Annotated in this window: 21 protein-coding genes; all 21 read left to right on the plus strand. The window is 57.5% G+C overall.

What is annotated here, in order from left to right; genetic code table 11:
* Positions 1-108 precede the first annotated feature (108 nt).
* The 21 genes from rarD (at position 109) to B2W96_RS00510 (ending at position 21,633) form a co-directional block, all read left to right on the plus strand.
* Entirely contained in the window at positions 109-1,002 is an 894-nt protein-coding gene (gene rarD, locus B2W96_RS00410; RefSeq protein ID WP_293007428.1) for an EamA family transporter RarD, read from the plus strand.
* Positions 993-1,559, plus strand: coding sequence for a 16S rRNA (guanine(966)-N(2))-methyltransferase RsmD (gene rsmD / locus B2W96_RS00415; protein WP_293007430.1), 567 nt, complete (start codon positions 993-995; stop codon positions 1,557-1,559). The genes rarD and rsmD overlap by 10 nt, the downstream gene beginning before the upstream one ends.
* The gene (gene coaD / locus B2W96_RS00420; RefSeq protein WP_293007432.1) at positions 1,556-2,056 is read left to right on the plus strand and encodes a pantetheine-phosphate adenylyltransferase; all 501 of its coding nucleotides are present in this window, start codon (positions 1,556-1,558) and stop codon (positions 2,054-2,056) included. The genes rsmD and coaD overlap by 4 nt, the downstream gene beginning before the upstream one ends.
* 5 nt (positions 2,057-2,061) lie before the next feature.
* Positions 2,062-2,607: a hypothetical protein gene (locus B2W96_RS00425; protein WP_293007434.1), complete on the plus strand. Its 546-nt coding sequence runs from the start codon at positions 2,062-2,064 to the stop codon at positions 2,605-2,607.
* Between the two features lie 352 nt (positions 2,608-2,959).
* Positions 2,960-3,376 (plus strand): division/cell wall cluster transcriptional repressor MraZ, encoded by a 417-nt coding sequence (gene mraZ / locus B2W96_RS00430; RefSeq protein WP_293007436.1) that lies wholly within the window; start codon positions 2,960-2,962, stop codon positions 3,374-3,376.
* 1 nt (position 3,377) lies between these two features.
* Positions 3,378-4,316, plus strand: a complete 939-nt coding sequence (gene rsmH / locus B2W96_RS00435) for a 16S rRNA (cytosine(1402)-N(4))-methyltransferase RsmH (protein WP_293007438.1) — start codon at positions 3,378-3,380, stop codon at positions 4,314-4,316.
* Between the two features lie 29 nt (positions 4,317-4,345).
* A complete protein-coding gene (locus tag B2W96_RS00440) occupies positions 4,346-4,519 on the plus strand; it encodes a DUF6440 family protein (RefSeq protein ID WP_293007440.1) in 174 nt (57 codons plus the stop codon).
* A 71-nt stretch (positions 4,520-4,590) separates the two neighbouring features.
* Positions 4,591-5,154, plus strand: coding sequence for a hypothetical protein (locus B2W96_RS00445; protein WP_293007442.1), 564 nt, complete (start codon positions 4,591-4,593; stop codon positions 5,152-5,154).
* Positions 5,155-5,266: 112 nt separating this feature from the next.
* Entirely contained in the window at positions 5,267-7,666 is a 2,400-nt protein-coding gene (locus tag B2W96_RS00450; protein ID WP_293007444.1) for a penicillin-binding transpeptidase domain-containing protein, read from the plus strand.
* Positions 7,667-7,779: 113 nt separating this feature from the next.
* On the plus strand, positions 7,780-9,228 hold the full coding sequence (locus B2W96_RS00455; RefSeq protein ID WP_293007446.1) for a UDP-N-acetylmuramoyl-L-alanyl-D-glutamate--2,6-diaminopimelate ligase: 1,449 nt from the start codon (positions 7,780-7,782) through the stop codon (positions 9,226-9,228).
* A gap of 124 nt (positions 9,229-9,352) precedes the next feature.
* Positions 9,353-10,336: a phospho-N-acetylmuramoyl-pentapeptide-transferase gene (mraY, locus tag B2W96_RS00460; RefSeq protein ID WP_293007448.1), complete on the plus strand. Its 984-nt coding sequence runs from the start codon at positions 9,353-9,355 to the stop codon at positions 10,334-10,336.
* Positions 10,337-10,369: 33 nt separating this feature from the next.
* The gene (gene ftsW / locus B2W96_RS00465; protein ID WP_312159067.1) at positions 10,370-11,641 is read left to right on the plus strand and encodes a putative lipid II flippase FtsW; all 1,272 of its coding nucleotides are present in this window, start codon (positions 10,370-10,372) and stop codon (positions 11,639-11,641) included.
* Positions 11,642-11,676: 35 nt separating this feature from the next.
* Positions 11,677-12,807: an undecaprenyldiphospho-muramoylpentapeptide beta-N-acetylglucosaminyltransferase gene (murG, locus tag B2W96_RS00470; protein ID WP_293007450.1), complete on the plus strand. Its 1,131-nt coding sequence runs from the start codon at positions 11,677-11,679 to the stop codon at positions 12,805-12,807.
* Between the two features lie 66 nt (positions 12,808-12,873).
* Positions 12,874-14,142 (plus strand): UDP-N-acetylglucosamine 1-carboxyvinyltransferase, encoded by a 1,269-nt coding sequence (gene murA, locus B2W96_RS00475; RefSeq protein ID WP_293007452.1) that lies wholly within the window; start codon positions 12,874-12,876, stop codon positions 14,140-14,142.
* Positions 14,143-14,163: 21 nt separating this feature from the next.
* The gene (locus B2W96_RS00480) at positions 14,164-14,928 is read left to right on the plus strand and encodes a cell division protein FtsQ/DivIB (RefSeq protein WP_293007454.1); all 765 of its coding nucleotides are present in this window, start codon (positions 14,164-14,166) and stop codon (positions 14,926-14,928) included.
* A gap of 146 nt (positions 14,929-15,074) precedes the next feature.
* Entirely contained in the window at positions 15,075-16,259 is a 1,185-nt protein-coding gene (ftsZ, locus tag B2W96_RS00485; protein WP_293007456.1) for a cell division protein FtsZ, read from the plus strand.
* Positions 16,260-16,515: 256 nt separating this feature from the next.
* Positions 16,516-16,764: a hypothetical protein gene (locus tag B2W96_RS00490; protein WP_293007458.1), complete on the plus strand. Its 249-nt coding sequence runs from the start codon at positions 16,516-16,518 to the stop codon at positions 16,762-16,764.
* The gene (gene spoIVB / locus B2W96_RS00495; RefSeq protein ID WP_293007460.1) at positions 16,743-17,711 is read left to right on the plus strand and encodes a SpoIVB peptidase; all 969 of its coding nucleotides are present in this window, start codon (positions 16,743-16,745) and stop codon (positions 17,709-17,711) included. The genes B2W96_RS00490 and spoIVB overlap by 22 nt, the downstream gene beginning before the upstream one ends.
* Before the next feature lie 507 nt (positions 17,712-18,218).
* On the plus strand, positions 18,219-20,249 hold the full coding sequence (locus tag B2W96_RS00500) for a methyl-accepting chemotaxis protein (RefSeq protein WP_293007462.1): 2,031 nt from the start codon (positions 18,219-18,221) through the stop codon (positions 20,247-20,249).
* Between the two features lie 251 nt (positions 20,250-20,500).
* Positions 20,501-21,262, plus strand: coding sequence for a sporulation transcription factor Spo0A (spo0A, locus tag B2W96_RS00505; protein WP_312159070.1), 762 nt, complete (start codon positions 20,501-20,503; stop codon positions 21,260-21,262).
* 86 nt (positions 21,263-21,348) lie between these two features.
* On the plus strand, positions 21,349-21,633 hold the full coding sequence (locus B2W96_RS00510) for a TIGR03905 family TSCPD domain-containing protein (RefSeq protein ID WP_293007466.1): 285 nt from the start codon (positions 21,349-21,351) through the stop codon (positions 21,631-21,633).
* Positions 21,634-21,663: the final 30 nt, after the last annotated feature.

Here is a 21,663-nt window from a genome sequence, read left to right on the forward strand (position 1 = left end):
AAAAAGAGGAAAAGTACGGATTTCATATTGAAAAAATGCGCGCCTTGTCGTACAATTGTAAAATATAAAATTTAAGCGGCCTGTGGGCCGGGAGGGACAGGCGAGGACATGAAAAGGGGCGCGTTGTATGTGGCGGCATGTTATGCCGCTTGGGGAATTTTGCCCCTTTTTTGGAAAACACTGGGAGCGGTGGACTCCGTATATGTGCTGTCGGCCCGGATTTTTTGGTCCATGGCCATGATGCTGCTTTTGCTGACAGTCCGGCGGGAGTGGGGCTGCGTCCGGGAGGTGCTCGGCAGGCGGAGCGAGACGCTGCGCCTTGCCGGAGCCGGAGTGCTGATTACGGTGAACTGGGGCCTTTATATCTGGGCGGTCAACAACGCCCACATTCTGGACGCCAGCCTTGCCTATTATATGATGCAGCCCCTGTCGGCTGTTTTGGGAACGGTGCTGTTCCGCGAGCGGTTGACGCGCTTGCAGTGGTTTGCCACGGCGTTGGCGGCGACGGGCGTTGTAATCGCCTCGTTCCGCTTTGGCGTGTTTCCCTGGGTGGCGGTGGTGATCAGCGGAAGCTTCGCGCTGTACAGCGCGGTGAAAAAGACGGTGAAGACGGATGCCAATGCGGCCCTCTTTATTGAAACCGCCGCCGTGACGCCGCTGGCCCTTCTCTGGATTGCGGTGGCGGATGCCCGGGGCGCCGGGGCCATGGGCGTGCTTCACGGGGCGCAGTGGCTGTTGCTGCCTCTTGCCGGAGTGGTGACCACGATTCCGCTGATGCTGTTTGCCATTGGCATCCGAACCACGTCCTTATCCCTGTCCGGCGTGCTGATGTATATGAATCCCACGCTGCAGCTTTTGCTGGGCGTGCTGGCGTTTCACGAGGAATTTACTCTGACCCACGGGATTTTGTTCGGCTTCGTGTGGACAAGCCTTGCAATTTTCCTGATTTCCGACCATTTGAAACGGAAAAAAACGATGAAGGAGAGCGAACCATGCGAGTAATCACCGGCTCCGCACGGGGCAGACGGCTGAAAGAACTGGAGGGCATGGATACCCGCCCCACAACCGACCGGGTGAAGGAGGGCATGTTCAGCGCCCTGCAATTTGAAATTGAGGGGCGCAGGGTTCTGGATCTGTTTGCCGGAACCGGCCAGCTTGGCATCGAAGCGCTGAGCCGCGGCGCGGCAAGCTGCGTCTTTGCGGACCGGCGGGCCGACGCGGTGAAGCTGATCCGGGAAAATCTGAAGGTCACGGACCTGACCGACCGGGCCAGAGTGGTGACGGGGGACTCTTTGGAGATTTTGTCGTCCCTGAAGGAAAAGTTCGATTTGATTCTTCTGGACCCTCCTTATGAGGCGGGGCTGCTGGAGGAGGCACTGGAGCGCATTGTCAGGTTTGACATTTTGACGCCCCATGGTATAATTGCGGCGGAGGCTCCTGCCGAAAAAATTCTGCCGGAGCCGGCGGCCCCCTATCGGATGGGCCGCACCTACCGCTACGGGAAAATTGCCGTGACGCTTTTCCGCAGAGCGGGAGAGAGCGAGGAATCGGCCACATGAGAACAGCGATTTGCTCCGGCAGCTTCGACCCCATTACTCTGGGACATTTGGATATTATCAGAAGGACGGCGGCCTGCTTTGACACGGTTTGGGTCTGCGTCAGTCCCAACGCGGCGAAGAAAAACCAGATGTTCTCTCCAGAGCAAAAGCTGCGGCTGGTGGAGGCGTCGATTGCGGAATACCCCAATGTGCATGCTGAGCTGTGGTCCGGCCTTTTGGCGGATTATGCAGTCCGCCACGACGCGGACATCATCGTTAGAGGTGTGCGCAACGGCACGGACTGGGACATGGAACGGGAGCTTGCCCGCATCAACGAGCATCTTCGTCCGGGGCTGGAGACGCTGCTTTTGCCCGCAGCGGCAAAATATGAACATTTCAGCTCGTCCATGGCCCGGGAGATGATTCGCTATGGACAGCCTCTGGAGGAGTATCTTCCTCCTGCGGCGGCCGAGCTGGTGCGGAAGATGAGAGAAGAGACGAACGAAGAGGGAGCGTGAAGCCGATGGCCAACAATACAAATGATGTGAGCCGCCTGATCGATATGCTCTACGAGCAGGTCGAAGACGCGAAATCCCCGGCGCTGAAGCCCAATATGAGTATGGTGGACCGGGATGAGCTGTTGGATTTGTTGGACGAGCTGCGCGCCCAGCTTCCCATCGAAATCAAGCGGGCACAGGAGCTGCTGGCCGCCCGGGACAAATTCGTGGAGGATGCAAAACGGGACGTGGAGCGTATGATGCGTCAGGCGGAGCTGGAGGTCAAGGCCAAGGTGTCCGACAGCGAGGTTCTCACCGCCGCCCGCCAAAAGGCACAGACCATCGTCAGCAACGCCGAAGAGCGGTCCAAGCGCCTTTATCAGGTGGCCAACGAATATGCCGAAGATGCACTGGCCCGTACGGAAGAGGCCATCTCTATGGCGCTGGACGAAGTGAAGCAGTCCCGCATCCGATTCCGCAGCGTCTCTGCCAACAAGATGCAGGAGCAGCGCCGCCGCTTGGACAATCCCGACGAGGGGAAGGACGGCGATCCCCAGCAAGAGGAACCCTGAAAATTTGTGAGAAGTCACAATAAGAACACATGGAAATTTACACCAATTCCCCTATCTGGTGTGTGAGTCTTCAAAAAAAGTTCCCCAACACAACATGTTGTGTTGGGGAACTTTTTTGATTTATGTCAACAAATGCAACTCTTTGGAACATCTGTTTCAAAATACAGAAATTTTGACAAAAGTTGGCAAAAGAACCTGATTTCATCCACGCAGAGATTCCAAAAAACCTCTTGCAATTCCATGGAAGTTTGATTATACTCAGAGATGCGAGTGGGGATAAGTGGTGATAATAGGTGACCAGTGGTGAATAGTTCACCTCAATCCCACAAAATGAAGGGGAGGGACCGCGCCGATGACGGGAACCAATCAGCACACAATCGACGCCAAGGGCCGTCTGGCCATCCCCGCCAAGCTGCGGGAGGAGCTGGGAGACGTATTTTACGTCACCATCGGCCCCGATCCCTGCCTGACCATTTATTCCGACGAGAGCTGGGCGCGGCTGACCGAGAAATTTGAGGCGCTGCCCTATTCCAAGGCCCGCGCCCTGCGCCCGCTGTTTTCCAACGCCGTCCGCTGCGAGCCGGACGGGCAGGGCCGCATCCTGATTCCGCAAAAGCTGCGGGAATACGCCCGCCTGAAGAAAGACGTGTCTGTCATCGGCGTAAGCTCCCGTGCAGAAATTTGGGACAGCGCCACATGGCAGGAGTTGGAGAAGCAGGAGCTGGAAAGCGGCAACATGCTCTCCGCCATGGAAGAGTTGGATTTCTGATATGGAGTATTTGCATAAGCCCGTGCTGCTGAACGAGAGCATTGAGGCATTGAACATCCGTCCCGACGGAATCTACGTGGACGGGACCCTAGGCCGCGCCGGGCACTCAAAAGAGATTGCCCAAAGGCTGACAACCGGGCGGCTGATCTGCATTGACCGGGACGGGGCCGCCATTGACGCCGCGAAGGAGCGGCTGGCCCCTTGGCTGGACCGGGTGACGCTGGTCCGGGGCAATTTTTCCGAGCTTGCGGAGATCCTGAAAAGCTGCGGCGTTTCCGCCGCGGACGGATTGCTGTTTGATCTGGGCGTGTCGTCTCCCCAACTGGACGACGCGGCCCGTGGGTTTTCTTACATGCATGATGCGCCGCTGGACATGCGGATGGACGTTTCCGCCCATCTCACCGCCCGCCGGGTGGTGAACGAGTGGAGCGAAGCCGAGTTGCGGCGCATTCTTTATGACTATGGCGAGGAGCGGTACGCGCCCGCCATCGCTCGGGCCATTGTCCACGCAAGAGAGGACAGGCCTGTGGAAACCACTCTTGAGCTGGTAGAGCTGATTAGGTCCGCCATGCCGTCCAAGGCCCTTAGGGAAAAGCAGCACCCCGCCAAGCGGAGTTTTCAGGCCGTCCGCATCGCCGTCAACGGCGAGTTGGATGCGCTGGAGCCCATGGCCGAGGCTGCCGCGGAGGCCCTTGCCCCCGGGGGAAGGGTGGCGGTGATTACGTTTCATTCTCTGGAAGACCGTATTATCAAGCGGGCCTTGCTGGCGCAGGCCCGGGGCTGCACCTGCCCGCCGGAGTTTCCGGTGTGTGTTTGCGGCAATAAGCCGAAGCTGAAGATTCTGACCCGCAAGCCCATTGTCCCAAGCGAGGAAGAGCTGGCGGAAAACCCCCGCGCCCGCAGCGCAAAGCTCCGTGTGGCGGAGAAATGCGGGCCGTGACGGCGCGGAATGCGAAAGGAGCGGACGGTATGAGGCCTAGATTTGAGGAGATTTATACCCAGGGAACTCTGACTCAAACGGAGATTTGGGTGGACCATGAGACGGGCGTACACTATTTGTTCCACCGCAACGGCAGCGCGGCGGGCTTAACGCCGCTGCTGGACCGGGACGGGAGCCCGGTGCTTGCGGAAAAGGAAGATTAAAGGGATGGGATTCCCTTAAAAACGCGCAAGGCGCGAGATGTGTGAAGTACAAAGGATAGGAGGGATGGGGCATGGCGGCTGCGGCAGCGCGGGATTTGCGCTATCCCCGGCGAGGGGCGACAGACGGTAATTTGGCGTATGATCTGGACTTTGAGCTGCGGGAGCGCCAGTTGTCCCACGCGGGGGAATTGCCCCGGCGGCGAGAGGAGTCCGCGCCTGCCCCGCGGGTGCGCTCTGCCACTTCGGTGCAGGTCCGGGAACGGCAGAACATTTCCTTTCTGGCGGTGCTGAGCTTTGGCGTCGTGGCGGCGCTGGCGGTGATGACGCTGCTGTGCTACGTGCAGCTTACAAGCCTGTCCAGCGATGTGGTGGCTTTGAACAAGGAACTGTCCCAGCTTCAGACCGAAAAGGTGATTCTCACCGCGCAATACGCCCAGATGTTCGATTTGGGCACGGTGAAAAAGGCGGCGGAGTCCGCCGGCATGGCCAAGCCCGGAAGCGGGCAGACCTATTATCTGGACCTGAGCGGCGGAGACAGCGCCGTGGTTTACAAGGAAAAAGAGGCGGGACTGCTGGAGCGGCTTGTGACCTCGCTAAACCACGGCGTTTACGCAGTGGTGGAATATTTCGACTAAGACGCAATACAGTGAACAGGGGGAGTAAGAAGGAGGACCGCTCCTTCTTACTCCCTGAACATTACCGGGACGCGAAAAGCGTCGAGCATCGTTTTCAGGATGGAGGATATCAATGACAAAGCCAGGCAAACGTAGAAAAAGCGACGCCGCCCGCTGGGCCAACCAGACTGTCCGCAATCGGACGGTACTGATGATGAGCCTTCTGGGCGTTGCGGTGTTTGTGGCGCTGCTGTTCAAGCTGTACAGTCTGCAAATCGTGCGGCATGAGGAGCTGCAGGAAAAGGCCGTGGCCCAGCAGACCCGCAGCGCAGTGGTCACCGCCTCCCGCGGTGCGATTTACGACAAAAATGGGGAAATTATGGCGGTTTCGGCCTCGGCGGAGACGGTGTGCATTTCTCCCCGGGATATTGAAAGCAGCAAGGACACGCAGGACCGGGAGTTTGTGGCCCGGGGGCTTGCCCGCATTCTGGAACTTGATGAAGCCGCCGTTCTCGACAAAATGGCGGATACGAACTCGCAGTATATTGAGCTGAAGAAAAAGGTGGAGCAGAAAACTGCTGACGAGGTGCGCCGCTTTATCAATGGAGAGATTGACGATCAGGGAAATGCGCTGACAAAGCTGGATGAGGATGGGAAGACTGTCCTTATCAGCGACCCCTCCAAGCGCCCTGTCCGGCTTCAGGGCATTTTTCTCAACGCCGATTCCAAGCGCTACTACCCCTATGGAACGCTGGCCTCTCAGGTCATTGGGTTTGTCGGCAGTGAGAACACAGGGCTATACGGACTGGAGGCCAAGTACGAGGATGTGCTGGAGGGAACCTCCGGCCTGACCGTCACCGCCAAGACCAACACCGGCGAGGATATGCTATATCAATATGAGCAGTATTACGACGCGAAAAACGGAGACAGCCTGATGCTGACGCTGGACGTAAGTGTCCAGTCGGTTCTTGAAAAGGGAATTGAGTCCATGGTGGATAAGTTCGGGGCGAAAAACGGCGGCACCGGTATTGTCCTGAACGTGAAAACCGGCGGGATTCTCGCTATGGCGTCCTATCCCACCTTTGATTTGAACGATCCCTTTACCATTTACGATAAAAAGCTGAAAGCGCAGACCGAGGCGGAACTGGTAAAAGCGCTGGCTGGGCTTACGGAGGGGAGCGAGGAATACACCGCCGCCCGTAGTCAGGTAAACCGCGCGGCGCTGGGCGAGCAGTGGCGCAACCGCTGTATCAGCGACACCTACGAACCGGGCTCCACCTTTAAGCCCGTCACTCTGGCGACGGCGCTGGAGGAAGGGCTGGTAAATCTGAATTCCGCCTTCAACTGCACCGGCTCCATCCGGGTGCCCGGCTGGAACAAGCCCATCTATTGTTCCAACCACAGGGGCCATGGTTTGCAGGACCTGATGAAGGCTACCGGAAATTCCTGCAACCCGGCTTTTATTACAATGGGTCTTAAAATTGGAACGGAGAAATATTATCAGTATCTGAAATCCTTTGGTCTGATGGAGAAAACCGGCATTGATGAGATCAGCGAAACCACGGGCCTGTTTGCCAGCGAAAAGGACTTTGGCACCAACGTGGTGTCTCTGGCCTCCTATTCCTTCGGCCAAACCTTCACGGTCACGCCGCTTCAGGTCATCCGCGCGCAGGCCGCCACCATCAACGGGGGATATCTGCGCACGCCGTATCTGGTGGAGCAGGTGGTGGACGATCAGGGAAACGTTAAGTATCAGCACGACTCCACCCCTGTGCGTCAGGTGGTCAGCAAGGAAACGTCCGACACCGTGCGCAAGTGCCTTGAATACGTGGTAGCCTCCGGCACCGGCAAAAACGGGCAGGTAGTTGGCTACCGCGTCGGCGGAAAAACCGGCACCGCAGATAAGACCGGCAACCCCGACAAGGAAGTCGTGGTGTCCTTTATGTGCTTCGCCCCAGCGGACGATCCGGAGGTCATTATGCTCATCACAATGGATACGCCCAGCCGAAACACCGGAGTATACGTCTCCGGCGGCAACATGGTGGCGCCTACCGCAAGCTCTGTCATGGGTGAAATTCTGCCCTACGTGGGCGTGGAGCCGGATTATACCGCCGAGCAGATGGTGGGCGCGGATATCACCGTGCCCAACGTGGTGGGGCAGACGGCAGAGGCTGCGAAGGAGCGGATTACAAATCTTGGATTTACCTGCCGCACCGTGGGCGATGGGGCAACCGTTACCGACCAGACGCCCTTGGGCGGGTCCATCATTCCAGGCAGTGCATCAGTTATCCTGTATCTGGGCGAGGAAAAGCCCGATACGCCCAGCACAGTTCCCAAGGTGGTGGGCATGACCGCTGCGCAGGCAAATGCGGCGCTCACCAACGCGGGGTTGATTATGCGGGTGTCGGGAGCCACCTCCGCCAGCAGCGGAAACGTGTTTGCCCTGAACCAGTCTGTGTCGCCGGGGGCGGAAGTTCCGGCGGGAACGGTGGTCACCGTGCAGCTTGGCGCCCAGGGCAGTACGGCGGACTGACAGCTTTTGCATGATTTTGAGCACCTTCTCCCGTATACTTTGCAAATCGCGCCGGATATACTGTGAATGGTATATTTGCAACCATTTCACACTGTAAAGGGGCGTATTCAGATATGAAATTAAAGGATTTGCTTGTCGGCGCGGAGGTGCTGGAGCTTCACGCGGACGAAAACATGGAGATCTCCGGTGTCAGCTATGACTCCCGGAAGACAAAGGCAGGGGACCTGTTCGTGGCTATCAGCGGCTATGCCATGGACGGCCATGCCTATATCGGCAAGGCACAGGCGGCCGGCGCAGTGTGTGCCATATGTGAAAAAGTGCCGGAGGAAAAAATATCTTACGTGCTGGTAAAGGAGTCCCGGCGGGCGCTGGCGATTCTGGGGGCTAACTGGCTTGGCCACCCCGCAGAGCAAATGGTGATGACTGCGATTACCGGTACCAACGGGAAAACCACCACGACCTATCTCCTCAAAGCCATTCTGGAGCAGGAGGCGGGGGCGAAGGTGGGCCTGATCGGCACCAACCAGAACATGATTGGCGGGGAGAGCCTGCCCACAGAGCGGACCACGCCGGAGAGCTTTGAACTTCACAAATTGTTCCGCCAGATGCTTGACGCAGGCTGCACCCATGTGGTGATGGAAACGTCGTCCCACGCACTGTATGAGGGACGGGTTCACGGAATCCGGTACGATGTGGGCGTGTTCACCAATCTGACGCAGGACCATCTGGATTTCCACGGGACCATGGAAGACTACTGCGATGCGAAGGCCATCCTGTTCCAAAACTGCGGCGTGGGAGTCTACAATGCCGACGATCCGTGGTCTGGGCGGCTGCTGCAAAACGCCGACTGTGAAAAATACGCTTACGCGGTGGAGGCTGAGGCCGACCTGCGGGCCGAGGAAATTGAGCTGGGCGCGGACCATGTGGCCTTCACCGCCGTGACAAAAAACGGGCGGGTAAAAATTTGGGTTGGCATTCCGGGCGAATTTATGGTATATAATACGCTGGATGTATTAGCGGCGGCGCTGAAGCTGGGAGTCCCACTTGAAAAGAGCGCCGAGGCCCTGCGCCGGGTCCCCCATGTGAAGGGCCGGGTGGAGGTTGTCCCCACGCCGGGGCGGGACTATACGATTCTGATTGACTATGCCCACAGCCCCGACGGACTGAAAAACGTGCTTACCGCCGTGAAGGGCTTTGCCAAAGGGCGCACTGTGGCCGTGTTCGGCTGCGGTGGGGACCGGGACCGGACAAAGCGGCCCCAGATGGGAAAAATTGCGGCGGAGATCGCGGACTATGTGATTGTGACCTCCGACAATCCCCGCACGGAGAAACCTGCCGCCATCATCGACGAGATTCTCGCCGGGCTGGAGGGAACGCCGACGACCTATGCCGTGGTGGAGGACCGGGTGGAGGCCATCCGCTTTGCCATGGACAATGCCAAAACGGACGATGTAATTGTTCTGTGTGGCAAGGGGCATGAGACGTATCAGGAAGTGAACCACGAAAAGCGCCACATGGACGAACGGGAGATTGTGGCGGAGCATCTGGGAAGGGCGCGCTGAAGCGCCCGGAACAGGGCGTGCACCCCGTTTGAAGGACGTTTTCGCACATGGCGGAGATGGGCGCGCGCTTTTACGGAGACTGCATGAGGGAAGGGCCCGGCCCCGCCGGGTAAGGAGAAGGCACATGGATATAGCAAATTTGGCGGCGGCGCCGGTGAGCTTTTTTCTGACGCTTGTCATTGGAAAGTTTCTAATTCCGGAGCTGCGGAAGCTGAAGGCAGGACAGGAGATTCGGGAGGACGGCCCCAAATGGCACGCGGGAAAGGCCGGAACGCCCACCATGGGAGGCATCATGTTCATCATCGGCACGGGCGTGACGGTGGTGGCCTTGGGCTGGCGGCAGATGCTGGCGGGCGAATTCGTCCATCTGTATGTGTATCTGTTTGCGCTGGTGTTTGGTCTGATCGGCTTTGTGGACGATTACCGCAAGGTGCGCCAGCACCAGAACGAGGGGCTTACTGCCCGGCAGAAATTCATTTTGCAGTTGGCGGCGGCGGTGGTGTTTTTAAGCATCATGCGCTACGAGGGCCTTTTGAGCAACAGTCTTTATATTCCCTTTGCAGACGTGACGCTGGAGCTGAACTGGGTGATGTATCTGGCCTTTGCGGCCTTTGTCATCGTGGGTTGCGTCAACGCCGTGAACCTGACGGACGGAATAGACGGGCTGGCCACCGGCGTTACCTTTGTGGTGATGATGTTTTTCGCCGGGGCTACTGCCGCGGCCTTTGGGGGGCTGAGTATGATATCCTCCGCTTTGGCGGGGGGGCTGGCGGCATTTTTTGTATATAACTGTCACCCAGCAAAGGTATTTATGGGAGATACCGGAAGCTTGTTTCTGGGCGGCGCGGTGGCGGCTCTGGCGTTTGCAATGGATATGCCGCTGGTTCTGGTTCCCGTGGGCCTGATCTACATTGCAGAGACGGTTTCCGATATTATTCAAATAGCTTATTTTAAAGCCACCCACGGCAAGCGCTTTTTCAAAATGGCGCCGCTGCACCATCATCTGGAGCTGTGCGGCTGGAGCGAGGCGAAGCTTGTGACAGTGTTTTCCCTTATCACGCTGGCGGGCTGTGTCGCGGCGTGGCTGGGGATTCAGGGGAGAATTTGACGCGTCCGCCAAATGGAGAAGGGGGAGTGACTGGTGGTCCGGGAACGCAAACCGAATAACGCACGGCCCCGTTCTTCCCGTGGGGACCGGGACCGGGGATTTAGCTCCGTCCGCCGTCCTGCCGTCAGCCGGGAAACGCTTTTGGCCCGCCAGCGGGCCAAGGAGGAGCGCCTGCTTCGGGAGCAGGAGGGGCGGGAACTGGCCAGAGGGCCGATTGATCTGCCCTTCTGCCTTTTGGTGCTGCTGCTGACTGCCATCGGACTCATCATGCTGTTTTCCGCCAGCTTTCCAAGGGCCTATTACGAAAGCGGCAACCCGACCTATTACGTGTCGAAGCAGGGCGTATTCGCCATTATGGGCGTGGCGGCTATGGCGTTTGTGGGAAAAATCAACTACCAGAGGTTCCGGGCCCTTGCAAAGCCCCTGCTGTTTCTGGCTATTATTTTGCTGGTGCTGGTGATTATTCCGGGCAACCCTATCGCCCTGACCCGGAACAATGCCACCCGTTGGCTGGGAATTCCCAACACCGCGCTGCAATTTCAACCCTCAGAGGTGGCAAAGCTGGCGGTGGTGCTCTATTTTTCTGATACCGTTTCCAAAAAGAAGGAGCGGATGCAGACCTTTCGTTACGGTATCCTGCCCTACGGCGTGATTCTGGTGGTGCTGGCGGGGCTGATGATGCTGGAGCCTCACCTGTCCGGAACGCTGCTGATCTTAGGCGCGGGAGCCGCCATCATGCTGGTGGGCGGCATCAGCTGGAAGTGGGTTGCCGGGGCGATGGGTGTAGCCGCGGCGGGAATGTACGCCGTGGTGGGAATCGTCGGCTACGGTGCGTCCCGCATCGCCATGTGGCACAACCCGTTTATAGACCCACGGGGAGACGGCTATCAATTGGCCCAGAGCCTGTTGTCCATCGGCTCCGGCGGGCTTTTGGGCGTGGGCCTTGGGAAAAGCAGGCAAAAATTTATGTATCTGCCGGAGGAGCACAACGACTTCGTGTTTTCCATCGTGTGCGAGGAACTGGGGCTGATTGGTGCGGCAGTGATTATGCTGCTGTTTGCGGCGCTGATTCTGCGGGGATACTGGATTGCCCTCCACGCCCGGGACCGGTTTGGAAACCTGCTGGCGGTGGGCATCACCACTCTGCTGGCTTTCCAGACATTTTTGAACATGGCGGTGGTGACGGGGCTGCTGCCCACCACCGGCGTATCTCTTCCCTTTTTCAGCTACGGAGGAACGGCGCTGACGATCCAGCTCTTTGAAATGGGGATTGTATTGAGCGTGTCCCGGCAGATGAAGATTTGATGCAGGGCACGCGGACTTTAAGGAAGTGTTTTAAAATGGGCAACGTGCCCGAACGGGTCATTTTCACCTGCGGGGGGACGGCGGGACATGTGAATCCCGCCGTTGCTCTGGCGCAATTGATGATCGCGCGGAAGTCGGATACGGAGATTTTATTTGTAGGCGCGGAGCGGGGCCTTGAAAAGGATCTGATTCCAAAGGCGGGCTTTTCCTTTCGCACCGTTCACATCTCCAGCTTTCACCGCTCGATGAAACTGCCGGAAATCAAGCACAATTTAATCTCCGTGGGAAACTATCTCCGGGCGCCCAGAGAGGCGCGGCGCATTCTGCGGAAATTTCGCCCTCAGGTGGTCATTGGCACCGGGGGCTATGCCAGTTTTCCCATGGTAAAAGCGGCGGCAAGGCTGGGAATCCCCACCGCCGTCCACGAGTCTAACATGGTCCCCGGCCTGACTACCCGACTGCTGGAGCCTTTTGCCGACCGGATCATGGTGGGCTTTGAGGAGTGCCGGGGCCAATATCGCCATCCGGACAGGGTGGTGGTCACGGGAACGCCGGTGCGGGGCGATTTTTTTACCCGGACGAAACAGCAGGCCCGGGAAGAACTGGGGATTCATGACAAAAGACCCCTGATCGTTTCTTTCTGGGGGTCTTTGGGCGCGGCGGGAATGAACGGAGAAATGGCCACATTTTTGGCGCTGGAAGCGGCAAAGGAGCCGTTTCACCACATTCACGGGGCAGGCGGAGGCTACGACGCGCTGCTGCGGACGCTGAAGGAGCGGGGCGTAGACCTTAAGCGGCACCCGTCTCTTGAGGTGCGGCCCTACATTTATGATATGGACCGGGCGCTTCGGGCGGCCGATCTGGTGCTGTGCCGGGCGGGCGCGTCCACCATCAGCGAACTGACGGCGCTGGGCGTTCCGGCGCTGATCGTACCCTCTCCCTATGTGACCAACAACCATCAGGAGAAAAACGCGCGGGTTTTGGAGCGGGCGGGCGGCGCCTGCGTTTTGCTGGAGGACGAGGCAAATGGACAGGTCCTGTTTCAAAAGTCCTGCGAAATACTCCGGGACGACGCACGGCGCGCGTCCATGTCCGCCGCCATGGAGAAACTTGGAATCCCCGATGCGGCGGAGCGTATCTATCAGACGGTGCTGGAACTGCTGTAACCCCCAAAGGCTCCCCACGCATACGATGGACTGTTGAACCATTCTGTATGCGGAGGGAATTGCATTATGAGTCAGATCATCGTAAAGGGCGGGAGGGCTCTTTCCGGCTCCGTCCGGGTGCAGGGCGCGAAAAACAGCGCACTGCCCATCCTGGCGGCCACGCTTTTAAACCGGGGGGAGACGGTGCTGAAAGGCTGCCCCAGACTGCGGGATGTGGACGCATCGGTCCGCATTCTTCGGCATCTTGGCTGCGAGGCCCGCTGGGAGGAGGATACGCTGACGGTAAATACCGTGGGCATGAATTGCTGCAACATCTCTGATGCGCTGATGCGGGAGATGCGCTCCTCCGCCATTTTCCTTGGGGCCGTGCTGGCCCGCTGCGGTCAGGCAGACCTCAGCTACCCCGGTGGCTGCGAGCTGGGACCAAGACCCATTGATTTACATTTGGCGGGCCTCCGGGAGCTGGGGGCTGATATCCGGGAGGACGGCGGGCGGCTCCGCTGTACCGCGCCCCACCTTGTGGGGCGGGAGGTGGTATTGAGCCTGCCCAGTGTGGGCGCCACGGAGAACCTGATGCTGGCTGCCTGTGGAGGAAGTGGTGTCACTTCTATTTATAATGCGGCCCGGGAGCCGGAGATCGAGGATTTGCAGGACTATCTCTGTGCGTGCGGCGCAAAGGTTTCCGGTGCGGGCACTTCCACCGTCACGGTAGAGGGCGGCGCGCAGCTTTCCGGCTGTACGCATACCGTGATGCCTGACCGCATTGCAGCGGCTACTTATCTCTGCGCGGCGGCAGCCGCCGGGGGCGAGGTGCATCTGACAGGCGCGAAGGAAGGGCATCTGTCCACTGTGACGGCGGCGCTGCGGGAGGCGGGCTGCACTGTGACAGCGGACGAAGAGGGCATTACTCTGCGCAGGCGGGGGGCGCTGCGGGGCATCCGTCCCATTCACACCGCACCCTATCCCGGCTTTCCCACTGACGCACAGGCTGTCTTGATGGCGGCGCTGGCTCGCAGCCGGGGAGCCACGGTGTTTGAGGAAAACATTTTCACAAGCCGCTTTCGCCATGTCGACGAGCTTTCCCGCATGGGAGCGGATATCCGGGTGTCCGGCCGCGTGGCGGTGGTCAACGGCGTGGAAAAGCTCCACGGCGCGTCCGTGCAGTCCACGGATCTGCGGGGCGGGGCGGCGCTGTGCGTGGCGGCGCTGGCCGCCGAGGGAGAAAGCGGCGTGTCCGGTGTGGAGCACATTGACCGGGGCTACGAGGACCTCGCCAAAACGCTTGGGGAACTGGGTGCAGACATTCGCCGGGACGAGGAAAACGGCGGAGAATAGAGACAGACTGGAGTATAGCAGATGGCCAGACGAAGAAATTACAACAGGAAGCGAAGGGGGAGATTCGGACTCCTCTATAAGCTGCTGTCCGTTTTGGCCATCTGCGTCGTGATTGTGGTGGCGCTGACCCTGTTTTTCCGGGTAAATACCATTGACGTTACCGGTGAAAGCCGCTATTCCGAAGCCGAGATTATCGAGGCCTCCGGACTGAACACAGGCGACAATTTGCTGCTTCTGAATAAATACGCCATTGCAAAGGACCTTCAACGGAAGCTGCCCTATATCGCGCTGGTGCGCATCAATCGAGTCCTGCCCGACACGTTGGCAATTGATGTGACGGAGAGCAAAGCGGCGCTGGCGGTGGTGCAGGCGGGATATACGTGGCTTGTAAGCCCCGAGGGCAAAATTGTGGAGCAGCGGGCGGCATCTGCCGCCGCCGACTTTGCGAAAATTGAGGGCTGCGAGCTGCTTCCTCCCGCCGTGGCCACCTTCATTCAGATGCCCACAGAGCGCCTGACACAGCAGGAGAGCCTGCTGGCGCTGATGGGCGCGCTGGACGAGCAGGAGATGATGGAGGAGGTGGACTCCATCCGGTTGGATGACGCGGCGGTACTGACCATGGAGTATATGGAACGGTTCCGAGTGGAGCTGCCCTACGGTGCGGACTACTCCTATAAGCTCCGCACCCTGCGGGCAATTCTAGACAGCGGCAGAATTGAATCCAACGAGACGGGCGTGCTCCGCATGACGGGTGACGGCGGTCAAAACGTGTTCATCAAGGACTGATTGGAAAAACTGCCGGAAAAACTGCCGGAAGACTTGACCCGGAGCGCAAAGTGTCTTATTATTAGTAAGAATAGGGCTATGCGTGCCAATTTACACAGGCAAGGAGGAGATTCCTCCCGATACGAACGACAGCAGGAGGCAGCTTTATGGCATTTGGATTGGAAACCGGCCCGGACGCCGTGGTGAACATCAAGGTGATCGGCGTCGGCGGCGGCGGAAATAACGTGGTTAACCGTATGGTCCGCTCCGGCACCAAGGGTGTGGACTTTGTGGCCATCAATACGGACAAGCAGGCGCTGAACGTGTCCAGCGCTACCTATAAAATTCAGATCGGTGAAAAACTGACCCACGGGCAGGGGGCGGGTTCGGACCCGGAGGTGGGCCGCAAGTCCGCCGAGGAGAGCCGCAGCCAGATTGCCAAGGCGCTGGAGGACACGGACATGGTGTTCATCACCGCCGGAATGGGCGGAGGCACAGGCACAGGCGGCGCGCCCATCGTGGCGGAGATCGCCAAGGAACTGGAAATTCTCACTGTGGCGGTGGTGACCAAGCCCTTTGGCTTTGAGGGCCGCCGCCGGATGCAGCAGGCGGAAAAGGGCATCTCGGAGCTGAAGGACAAGGTGGACTCTCTGGTCATCATCCCCAACGAGCGGCTCAAGCACGCCACAGACCAGAAAATTACATTTGCCAACGCCTTTGAAATCGCGGACGATGTGCTGCGTCAGGCGGTGCAGTCTATTTCTGATTTGATTCGGGATACCGGGTTTATCAACCTGGACTTTGCCGACGTGACCACCATTATGAAGGGCGCGGGTCTGGCCCACATGGGCGTTGGCCGCGCAGCAGGCAAGGGCAAGGCCGAGGAGGCCGCCAGAATGGCAATTTCCAGTCCCTTGTTGGAAACTTCTATCGCAGGGGCCCATGGCGTGCTCATCAACGTCACCGGTTCCATGGACATTGGACTGGAGGAGGTGGAGCAGGCTGCCACGCTGGTGCAGGAGGCTGTCAATATGGACGCCATCACCATCTTCGGTGCGCAGTTTGACGAAAACCTTGAAGATGAAATCCGCGTGACCGTCATTGCCACCGGTTTTGAAAAGGCTGCCGCCGAGGTCCCCGCGCGGCAGGCTGCCCCTGCTGTTCCTTCCGCCACCTTTGCGGCTCCATCCGTGGAGGCGCCTGTGGTCCCGGCAGAGTCTGCCCCTGCGGCGCAGCAAATTACAGCGGAAGTGCCCCAGCCCCTGAGCACTGTGGACGATCCCAAGCCTCAGGAGCCGGAGGACGATCCTTTCGAAGACATCTTTAAGATTTTCAGCAAGCGGGACGACTGACACGCCGATCCCGACGGATCGGACAGCCCTTCGTTTAAAGAAACCTGCGCAGGGTCGCATACCTACGAGGGCGAAGTATATACCGGGCCAGAAAACCACAAATTTACTTAAATCCGCCAGAAGGTTCTCAAAGGGCCTTTTGGCGGATTTTTTACCCACCGACTTATAAAAAAATTAGCAGATTTTAGGGAAAACGCATAACTTTGCAGAGGATATTTTCAGAAACCGCCGGGGCGCGGCGCAGGAAGTTGTTTCCATGGCAGTACCGCCGGTATTTTCAACGGCAGAAATCTGCCGGTTTGCAAACAGTAAGCATGCCGGCGAAAAAGAAAAGAAACAAAGAGAGAGAACGCCGGCTTCTTTTCTGAAAGCCCGGCACGCGCCGGACTTTCAGAAAGGGGCGATTCAATGGATGAAACGGCTGAGAAAACAAAAAATTCAAAAAGCGGCCGCGCGGGCGGGGCGGCACTGGGGCTGGCGGCTATGCTTCTGGCGTCCACGCTGATGATCCCGGCGGCCGCGGCGGACCTTTCCTCCGCCCGGACGTTGGTCCCCGTGGGACACACTGTTGGTATCAAATTGTTTTCAAGGGGCGTTCTGGTGGTGAAGCTGGCGGAGGGAAACACACCCGCCAAAGCCTGCGGTCTCACAGCAGGCGACGTCATTGTCCAGTGCGCCGGAAACCAAATTACCTCCACGGAGCAGTTTCAATCTCTGCTGCAAGACGCTGCGGGGGAAAGTGCGAAGCTGGAGGTCCGCCGGGGAACGAAGCTGCTGGATTTAAGCGTCACCGCGGATGACAATGACGGAGACGGAAAATTCGCCATTGGCGCATGGATTCGGGACAGCATGGCCGGAATCGGCACCATGACCTTTTACGACCCCGAGAGCAACACCTTCGGCGCGCTGGGCCACGGCGTTACGGACGTGGACACCGCCGCCCTGATGCCCTTTTCTTCCGGTTCGATTCTGCCCTCCACCGTGAAAACGGTAAAGCGGGGCGAAACGGGCGCGGCAGGAGAGCTGAAGGGAAATTTTGACATGACGGTGGATACCGGCGACCTTTACGCAAATACCTCCAACGGCGTGTTTGGAACCCTGACGGATCAGGAGCTGATGGAGCGTCTGGGGGACAAGGCACTGCCCGTGGCGGAAAATGATCAGGTTCACACAGGAAAAGCCACAATCCTTGCAAATGTGGACGGAGACACAGTCAATGAATATGAAATTGAAATCACAAAAATTCTCAGCACTGATCCTGCGGGCCGAAACTTGCTCATTACGGTGACAGACCCCGAGCTTTTGGAAAAAACCGGCGGCATTGTGCAGGGAATGAGCGGCTCACCCATTCTTCAGGACGGACGACTGGCAGGCGCTGTGACCCATGTTTTGCTGGGCGATCCCACCCGGGGTTATGGGCTATTGATACAAAATATGCTGGAAAACACGTAATATTTAAAAAAATCTGCCGACTTTCTCGTAGTATCTGCATAACCCGAGAAATAAAAATGCCAAATATTTAAAATTTTGCTCCTCCAACCCTGCTTGTTCGCAAAAGAAAATCAAAAATGAGATCCGATTTTTGAAAAGAATAAATCACGAAGAAGGACTAGCTTTAAGCTGAAAATGGAGATAAGCGGCAAGGGCCGTGGCTGCCAATGCCACACTCCAACTCATGTCTTTAACGGCAAGAAGAGCTCCCGGATGTACAATCCGGGAGCTTCTCTTTGGCCTGCTTATGACAATAGAAGGCCGCCTAAATGCAGAGTGTGACAGCAATAAAAAGAAGAACAAAATTGGATATTTTTTTACAAAAAACAATTTGTTTCCATTTGTTTCGACATAAGTTATAATCACCTAAATACGCTTTTTTTCAGGGATTTTTGCGACGCGGAAGCGGCAAAAATTTTAAAAGTAGCGGTAACAAATTTAAAAGTTTAAAGTAGTGGAGAGGTATTCATGAAATCGATCAAGCTCAGACTGGTGGCAACATTCACCCTCATCATCCTGCTGGTTACAGCCGCATTGGGAGCTGCTGCAATTTATGTAGTCAGCAAGGACCTGCTTTCCGACGCGCGAGACGATCTGGGGGCCATCGCACAGGCGCAGGCCCAGTATATTTCCTCCGAGAACAGCGCGCAGCTTTTGTATATGGACGGGCTGGCACAGGTTCCCGCAATCACTGACAGCGCGGCCCCTCTGGACGAAAAAATTGCCTATTTCGAGGCGGAGGCCAAGCGCTCGGGGTATATCCTCTTCGGCTTCGCGGATAAAACCGGCAAGGCCGTCATCCTGAACAGCAGCCGGGAGACAAACGACGTGTCCGACCGTCCCTTTTTCCAGTCGGCTATTCAGGGAACCCCCACTGCTTCTGATTTGATGTTTAGTAAGCTGGATGGAAAGCCAGTGCTGGTATATGCCGCCCCGGTGTATGAAAACGGCCAGATTATCGGCGTTTTGTACGGCAGAAGAGACGGAATGACCCTCAGTAAAATCTGCGAAAATGTCACTTATAAAAACACCGGATACGGATACATCGTCAACAACGAGGGCGTCAAGGTGGCCCACAAAAATACCGACCTTGTGCTTCGGCAAGATAACGACATTGAGAATGGAAAAACCGACCCCGCGCTTGAAGCCTTGGGCGCACTCACGCAGCAGATGACCACGCGCCAGAAGGGCGGCGGTGAATATACATACAACGGCAAGGAAAAGCTGGTGGAATTCACCCCCATCGAGGGCAGTCCCTGGATTCTGGCGATGACGCTGGAAACGAACGAGGTGATTGAGCGGACGCACGTCCTCACGCAGATGCTGGTGCTGCTGTGCGTGGTGATGGCGGCGATAGGCGCGGCTGTCACATGGCTGATCAGCGGCTCAATCGCAAAGCCTATCAAGTCCATCACAAAGGCTGCGCAGCAGATTGCCGACGGAAATTTCGACGTTCAGCTTTCGGTCAAGTCCAAGGACGAGATGGGCCGCCTTTCCGATGCATTCCAGCTCACCATTCAGAGACTGGTCAATTATCAGGGCTATATTGATGAAATTTCCGACGTGCTGTCCTGTGTGGCCGGCGGCGATCTGACGGTTGCGCTTCAAAGAGAATACGCGGGACAGTTCAAAAAAATTAAGGACAATCTTCAAGCCATGCTGGACAATCTGGACGGCACGCTGCTGCAAATTCATCAGTCCGCGGATTTTGTGGACGGCGATGCGGAGCAGGTTTCCATCGGTGCGCAGGCCCTTTCAAGAGGCGCGACGGAGCAGGCCAGCGCCGTGGAGCAGCTTTCCGCCTCCATTGAGGAAGTCACCGGGCAGATTCGGCAAAACGCGGAAAATGCCAGACTGGCGCAAGAGAAGGCGGAGTTTGCGGGACGGGAGCTGCGCAGCAGCAACGACCACATGCAGGAAATGGTTGCTGCCATGGGCGAGATTTCCTTCAAATCCTCCGAGATTATGAAGATTATCAAGATCATTGAGGACATTTCCTTCCAGACCAACATTCTGGCGCTGAACGCGGCGGTGGAAGCCGCCCGTGCCGGGCAGCACGGCAAGGGCTTTGCCGTGGTGGCGGACGAGGTGCGCAATCTGGCCGGGAAATCGGCGGTGGCCGCCAAGGATACCACTGCTCTCATTGAACAGACGCTGGCGGCAGTGCAAAACGGAAGCAGGACTGCGGACGTCACTGCCAAGGCAATGGAGGCCAGCGCCAGAGAGACGGCTGAGGCTGTTGATCTGATTGACAAAATCGCCGCCGCCTCGCAGGAGCAGGCCATGGCGATTGTCCAGATCAATCAGGGCGTGGGGCAGATTTCGTCGGTGGTCCAGACCAATGCCGCCACAGCGGAGGAGAGCGCTGCCGCCAGTCAGGAGATGTCGGAGCAGTCTGCCTTGCTGAAGGGTCTGCTGGCCGGGTTTAAGCTGCGGCAGAGCGGCGTCCCCAAAGAGCGGGATTCCGCGCCCGATTTCCAGAGCGCGGACGTCTCTTGATGATATTTCCGACACGGCTTTCTTCTAGATAATGCCCTTTTTCTTCGAAATATGCTGAAAGACAAACGGATTTGAAATGTTCCTGCCGAATTTACCGTGACAGATGCATAACGGGTCGAATAAAAAATGCCAATTATTTACAATTCCGTCTTGCAAAGACTGTCCGTTTATGGTAAATTATAGAAAACCCAATCCGAACTTTTGGGAAATCGGAAGAAATTTCAATGAAGAGATGGAGGACAGGTTGCGTTATGGAGATCTGCAGGAAAGTAGTTATAGCCGACGCCAATGAGAGCTACCGCGCGATGCTAAGGGAAACAATCGAACAGACGGGAGAATTCACGGTGGTCGCCGGTGTAGGCGACGGGAAAAATGCGCTTCGGCAGGTGCGAGAGCAGCTTCCGGATTTACTGCTGCTGGACGTGGTGCTTCCGGAGTTGGACGGCTTCGGCGTGCTGGAACAGCTTCGTAGAGAAGAAATTCCGACGCGAACAATGATGATCTCCTCCTTTTTTACGGAACAGGTGGTGGGAGAGGCTCTGGAAAAAGGCGCGGCATTTTTTATGCCGAAACCTTTTGAAAACAGCGCACTGATGGAGCGGATGCGCTCCGTCTGCCGGCCTGTTCAACCGGTATCCCATACAAAAAGTTTAAAGAACATGGTCACGGATATCATTCACGAAATCGGCGTCCCCGCCCACATCAAGGGGTATCAGTACCTGCGGGAGGCCATTTTAATCGCGGTGGACGACATGGACGTGATCAACGCTGTGACAAAAGTTCTTTATCCCGAGGTGGCCCGGCGTTTTTCCACCTCGCCCTCCCGCGTGGAGCGTGCCATTCGCCACGCCATCGAGGTGGCATGGGACCGGGGCGATTTGGAGACGCTGCAAAAGTTTTTCGGCTACACCGTTTCCAACACCAAGGGCAAGCCCACCAACAGCGAGTTCATCGCCATGATTGCAGACCGGCTGGTGCTGGAGGGACGCAATTTCGGAGGAAGCGCGGGATAACGGGTTTCCACCGCCCGCCTGCTTGACGCGGGTGCGGCAATATGGTATCCTTTCCGGAGGGAAAACAGGCGGAAAGGAAGCAAAATATGACGTTTACATTTCACCCCCGGGGCACCTGTTCTCAAGAGATGCATTTCCGGCTCAATGAGCAAAATGTGATTGAGGAACTGGAGGTTGTGGGCGGCTGCAGCGGAAATTTGCAGGGCCTCGCGGCGCTTCTGCGGGGAATGGACGCCCGGGAGGCCGTGGGTCGGCTCAAGGGCATTCACTGCGGGATGAAGTCCACCTCCTGCCCCGACCAGGTGGCAATTGCGCTGGAGCGGGAACTGGACCGGCAGGCCGCAAATTTGGAAGAATTGGAAAAATTATAAAAAGCAGCCCGCCCTGTTTTGCGGGGCGGG

It is taken from the genome of Oscillibacter sp. UBA6647, assembly GCA_002455655.1.
Classification (GTDB): domain Bacteria; phylum Bacillota; class Clostridia; order Oscillospirales; family Oscillospiraceae; genus Oscillibacter.

Coding starts and splice junctions, on each gene's coding strand:
- rarD (WP_293007428.1), top strand. CDS start 109: ATGAAAAGGGGCGCGTTGTATGTGGCGGCATGTTATGCCGCTTGGGGA.
- rsmD (WP_293007430.1), top strand. CDS start 993: ATGCGAGTAATCACCGGCTCCGCACGGGGCAGACGGCTGAAAGAACTG.
- coaD (WP_293007432.1), top strand. CDS start 1,556: ATGAGAACAGCGATTTGCTCCGGCAGCTTCGACCCCATTACTCTGGGA.
- B2W96_RS00425 (WP_293007434.1), top strand. CDS start 2,062: ATGGCCAACAATACAAATGATGTGAGCCGCCTGATCGATATGCTCTAC.
- mraZ (WP_293007436.1), top strand. CDS start 2,960: ATGACGGGAACCAATCAGCACACAATCGACGCCAAGGGCCGTCTGGCC.
- rsmH (WP_293007438.1), top strand. CDS start 3,378: ATGGAGTATTTGCATAAGCCCGTGCTGCTGAACGAGAGCATTGAGGCA.
- B2W96_RS00440 (WP_293007440.1), top strand. CDS start 4,346: ATGAGGCCTAGATTTGAGGAGATTTATACCCAGGGAACTCTGACTCAA.
- B2W96_RS00445 (WP_293007442.1), top strand. CDS start 4,591: ATGGCGGCTGCGGCAGCGCGGGATTTGCGCTATCCCCGGCGAGGGGCG.
- B2W96_RS00450 (WP_293007444.1), top strand. CDS start 5,267: ATGACAAAGCCAGGCAAACGTAGAAAAAGCGACGCCGCCCGCTGGGCC.
- B2W96_RS00455 (WP_293007446.1), top strand. CDS start 7,780: ATGAAATTAAAGGATTTGCTTGTCGGCGCGGAGGTGCTGGAGCTTCAC.
- mraY (WP_293007448.1), top strand. CDS start 9,353: ATGGATATAGCAAATTTGGCGGCGGCGCCGGTGAGCTTTTTTCTGACG.
- murG (WP_293007450.1), top strand. CDS start 11,677: ATGGGCAACGTGCCCGAACGGGTCATTTTCACCTGCGGGGGGACGGCG.
- murA (WP_293007452.1), top strand. CDS start 12,874: ATGAGTCAGATCATCGTAAAGGGCGGGAGGGCTCTTTCCGGCTCCGTC.
- B2W96_RS00480 (WP_293007454.1), top strand. CDS start 14,164: ATGGCCAGACGAAGAAATTACAACAGGAAGCGAAGGGGGAGATTCGGA.
- ftsZ (WP_293007456.1), top strand. CDS start 15,075: ATGGCATTTGGATTGGAAACCGGCCCGGACGCCGTGGTGAACATCAAG.
- B2W96_RS00490 (WP_293007458.1), top strand. CDS start 16,516: ATGGCAGTACCGCCGGTATTTTCAACGGCAGAAATCTGCCGGTTTGCA.
- spoIVB (WP_293007460.1), top strand. CDS start 16,743: ATGCTTCTGGCGTCCACGCTGATGATCCCGGCGGCCGCGGCGGACCTT.
- B2W96_RS00500 (WP_293007462.1), top strand. CDS start 18,219: ATGAAATCGATCAAGCTCAGACTGGTGGCAACATTCACCCTCATCATC.
- spo0A (WP_312159070.1), top strand. CDS start 20,501: ATGGAGATCTGCAGGAAAGTAGTTATAGCCGACGCCAATGAGAGCTAC.
- B2W96_RS00510 (WP_293007466.1), top strand. CDS start 21,349: ATGACGTTTACATTTCACCCCCGGGGCACCTGTTCTCAAGAGATGCAT.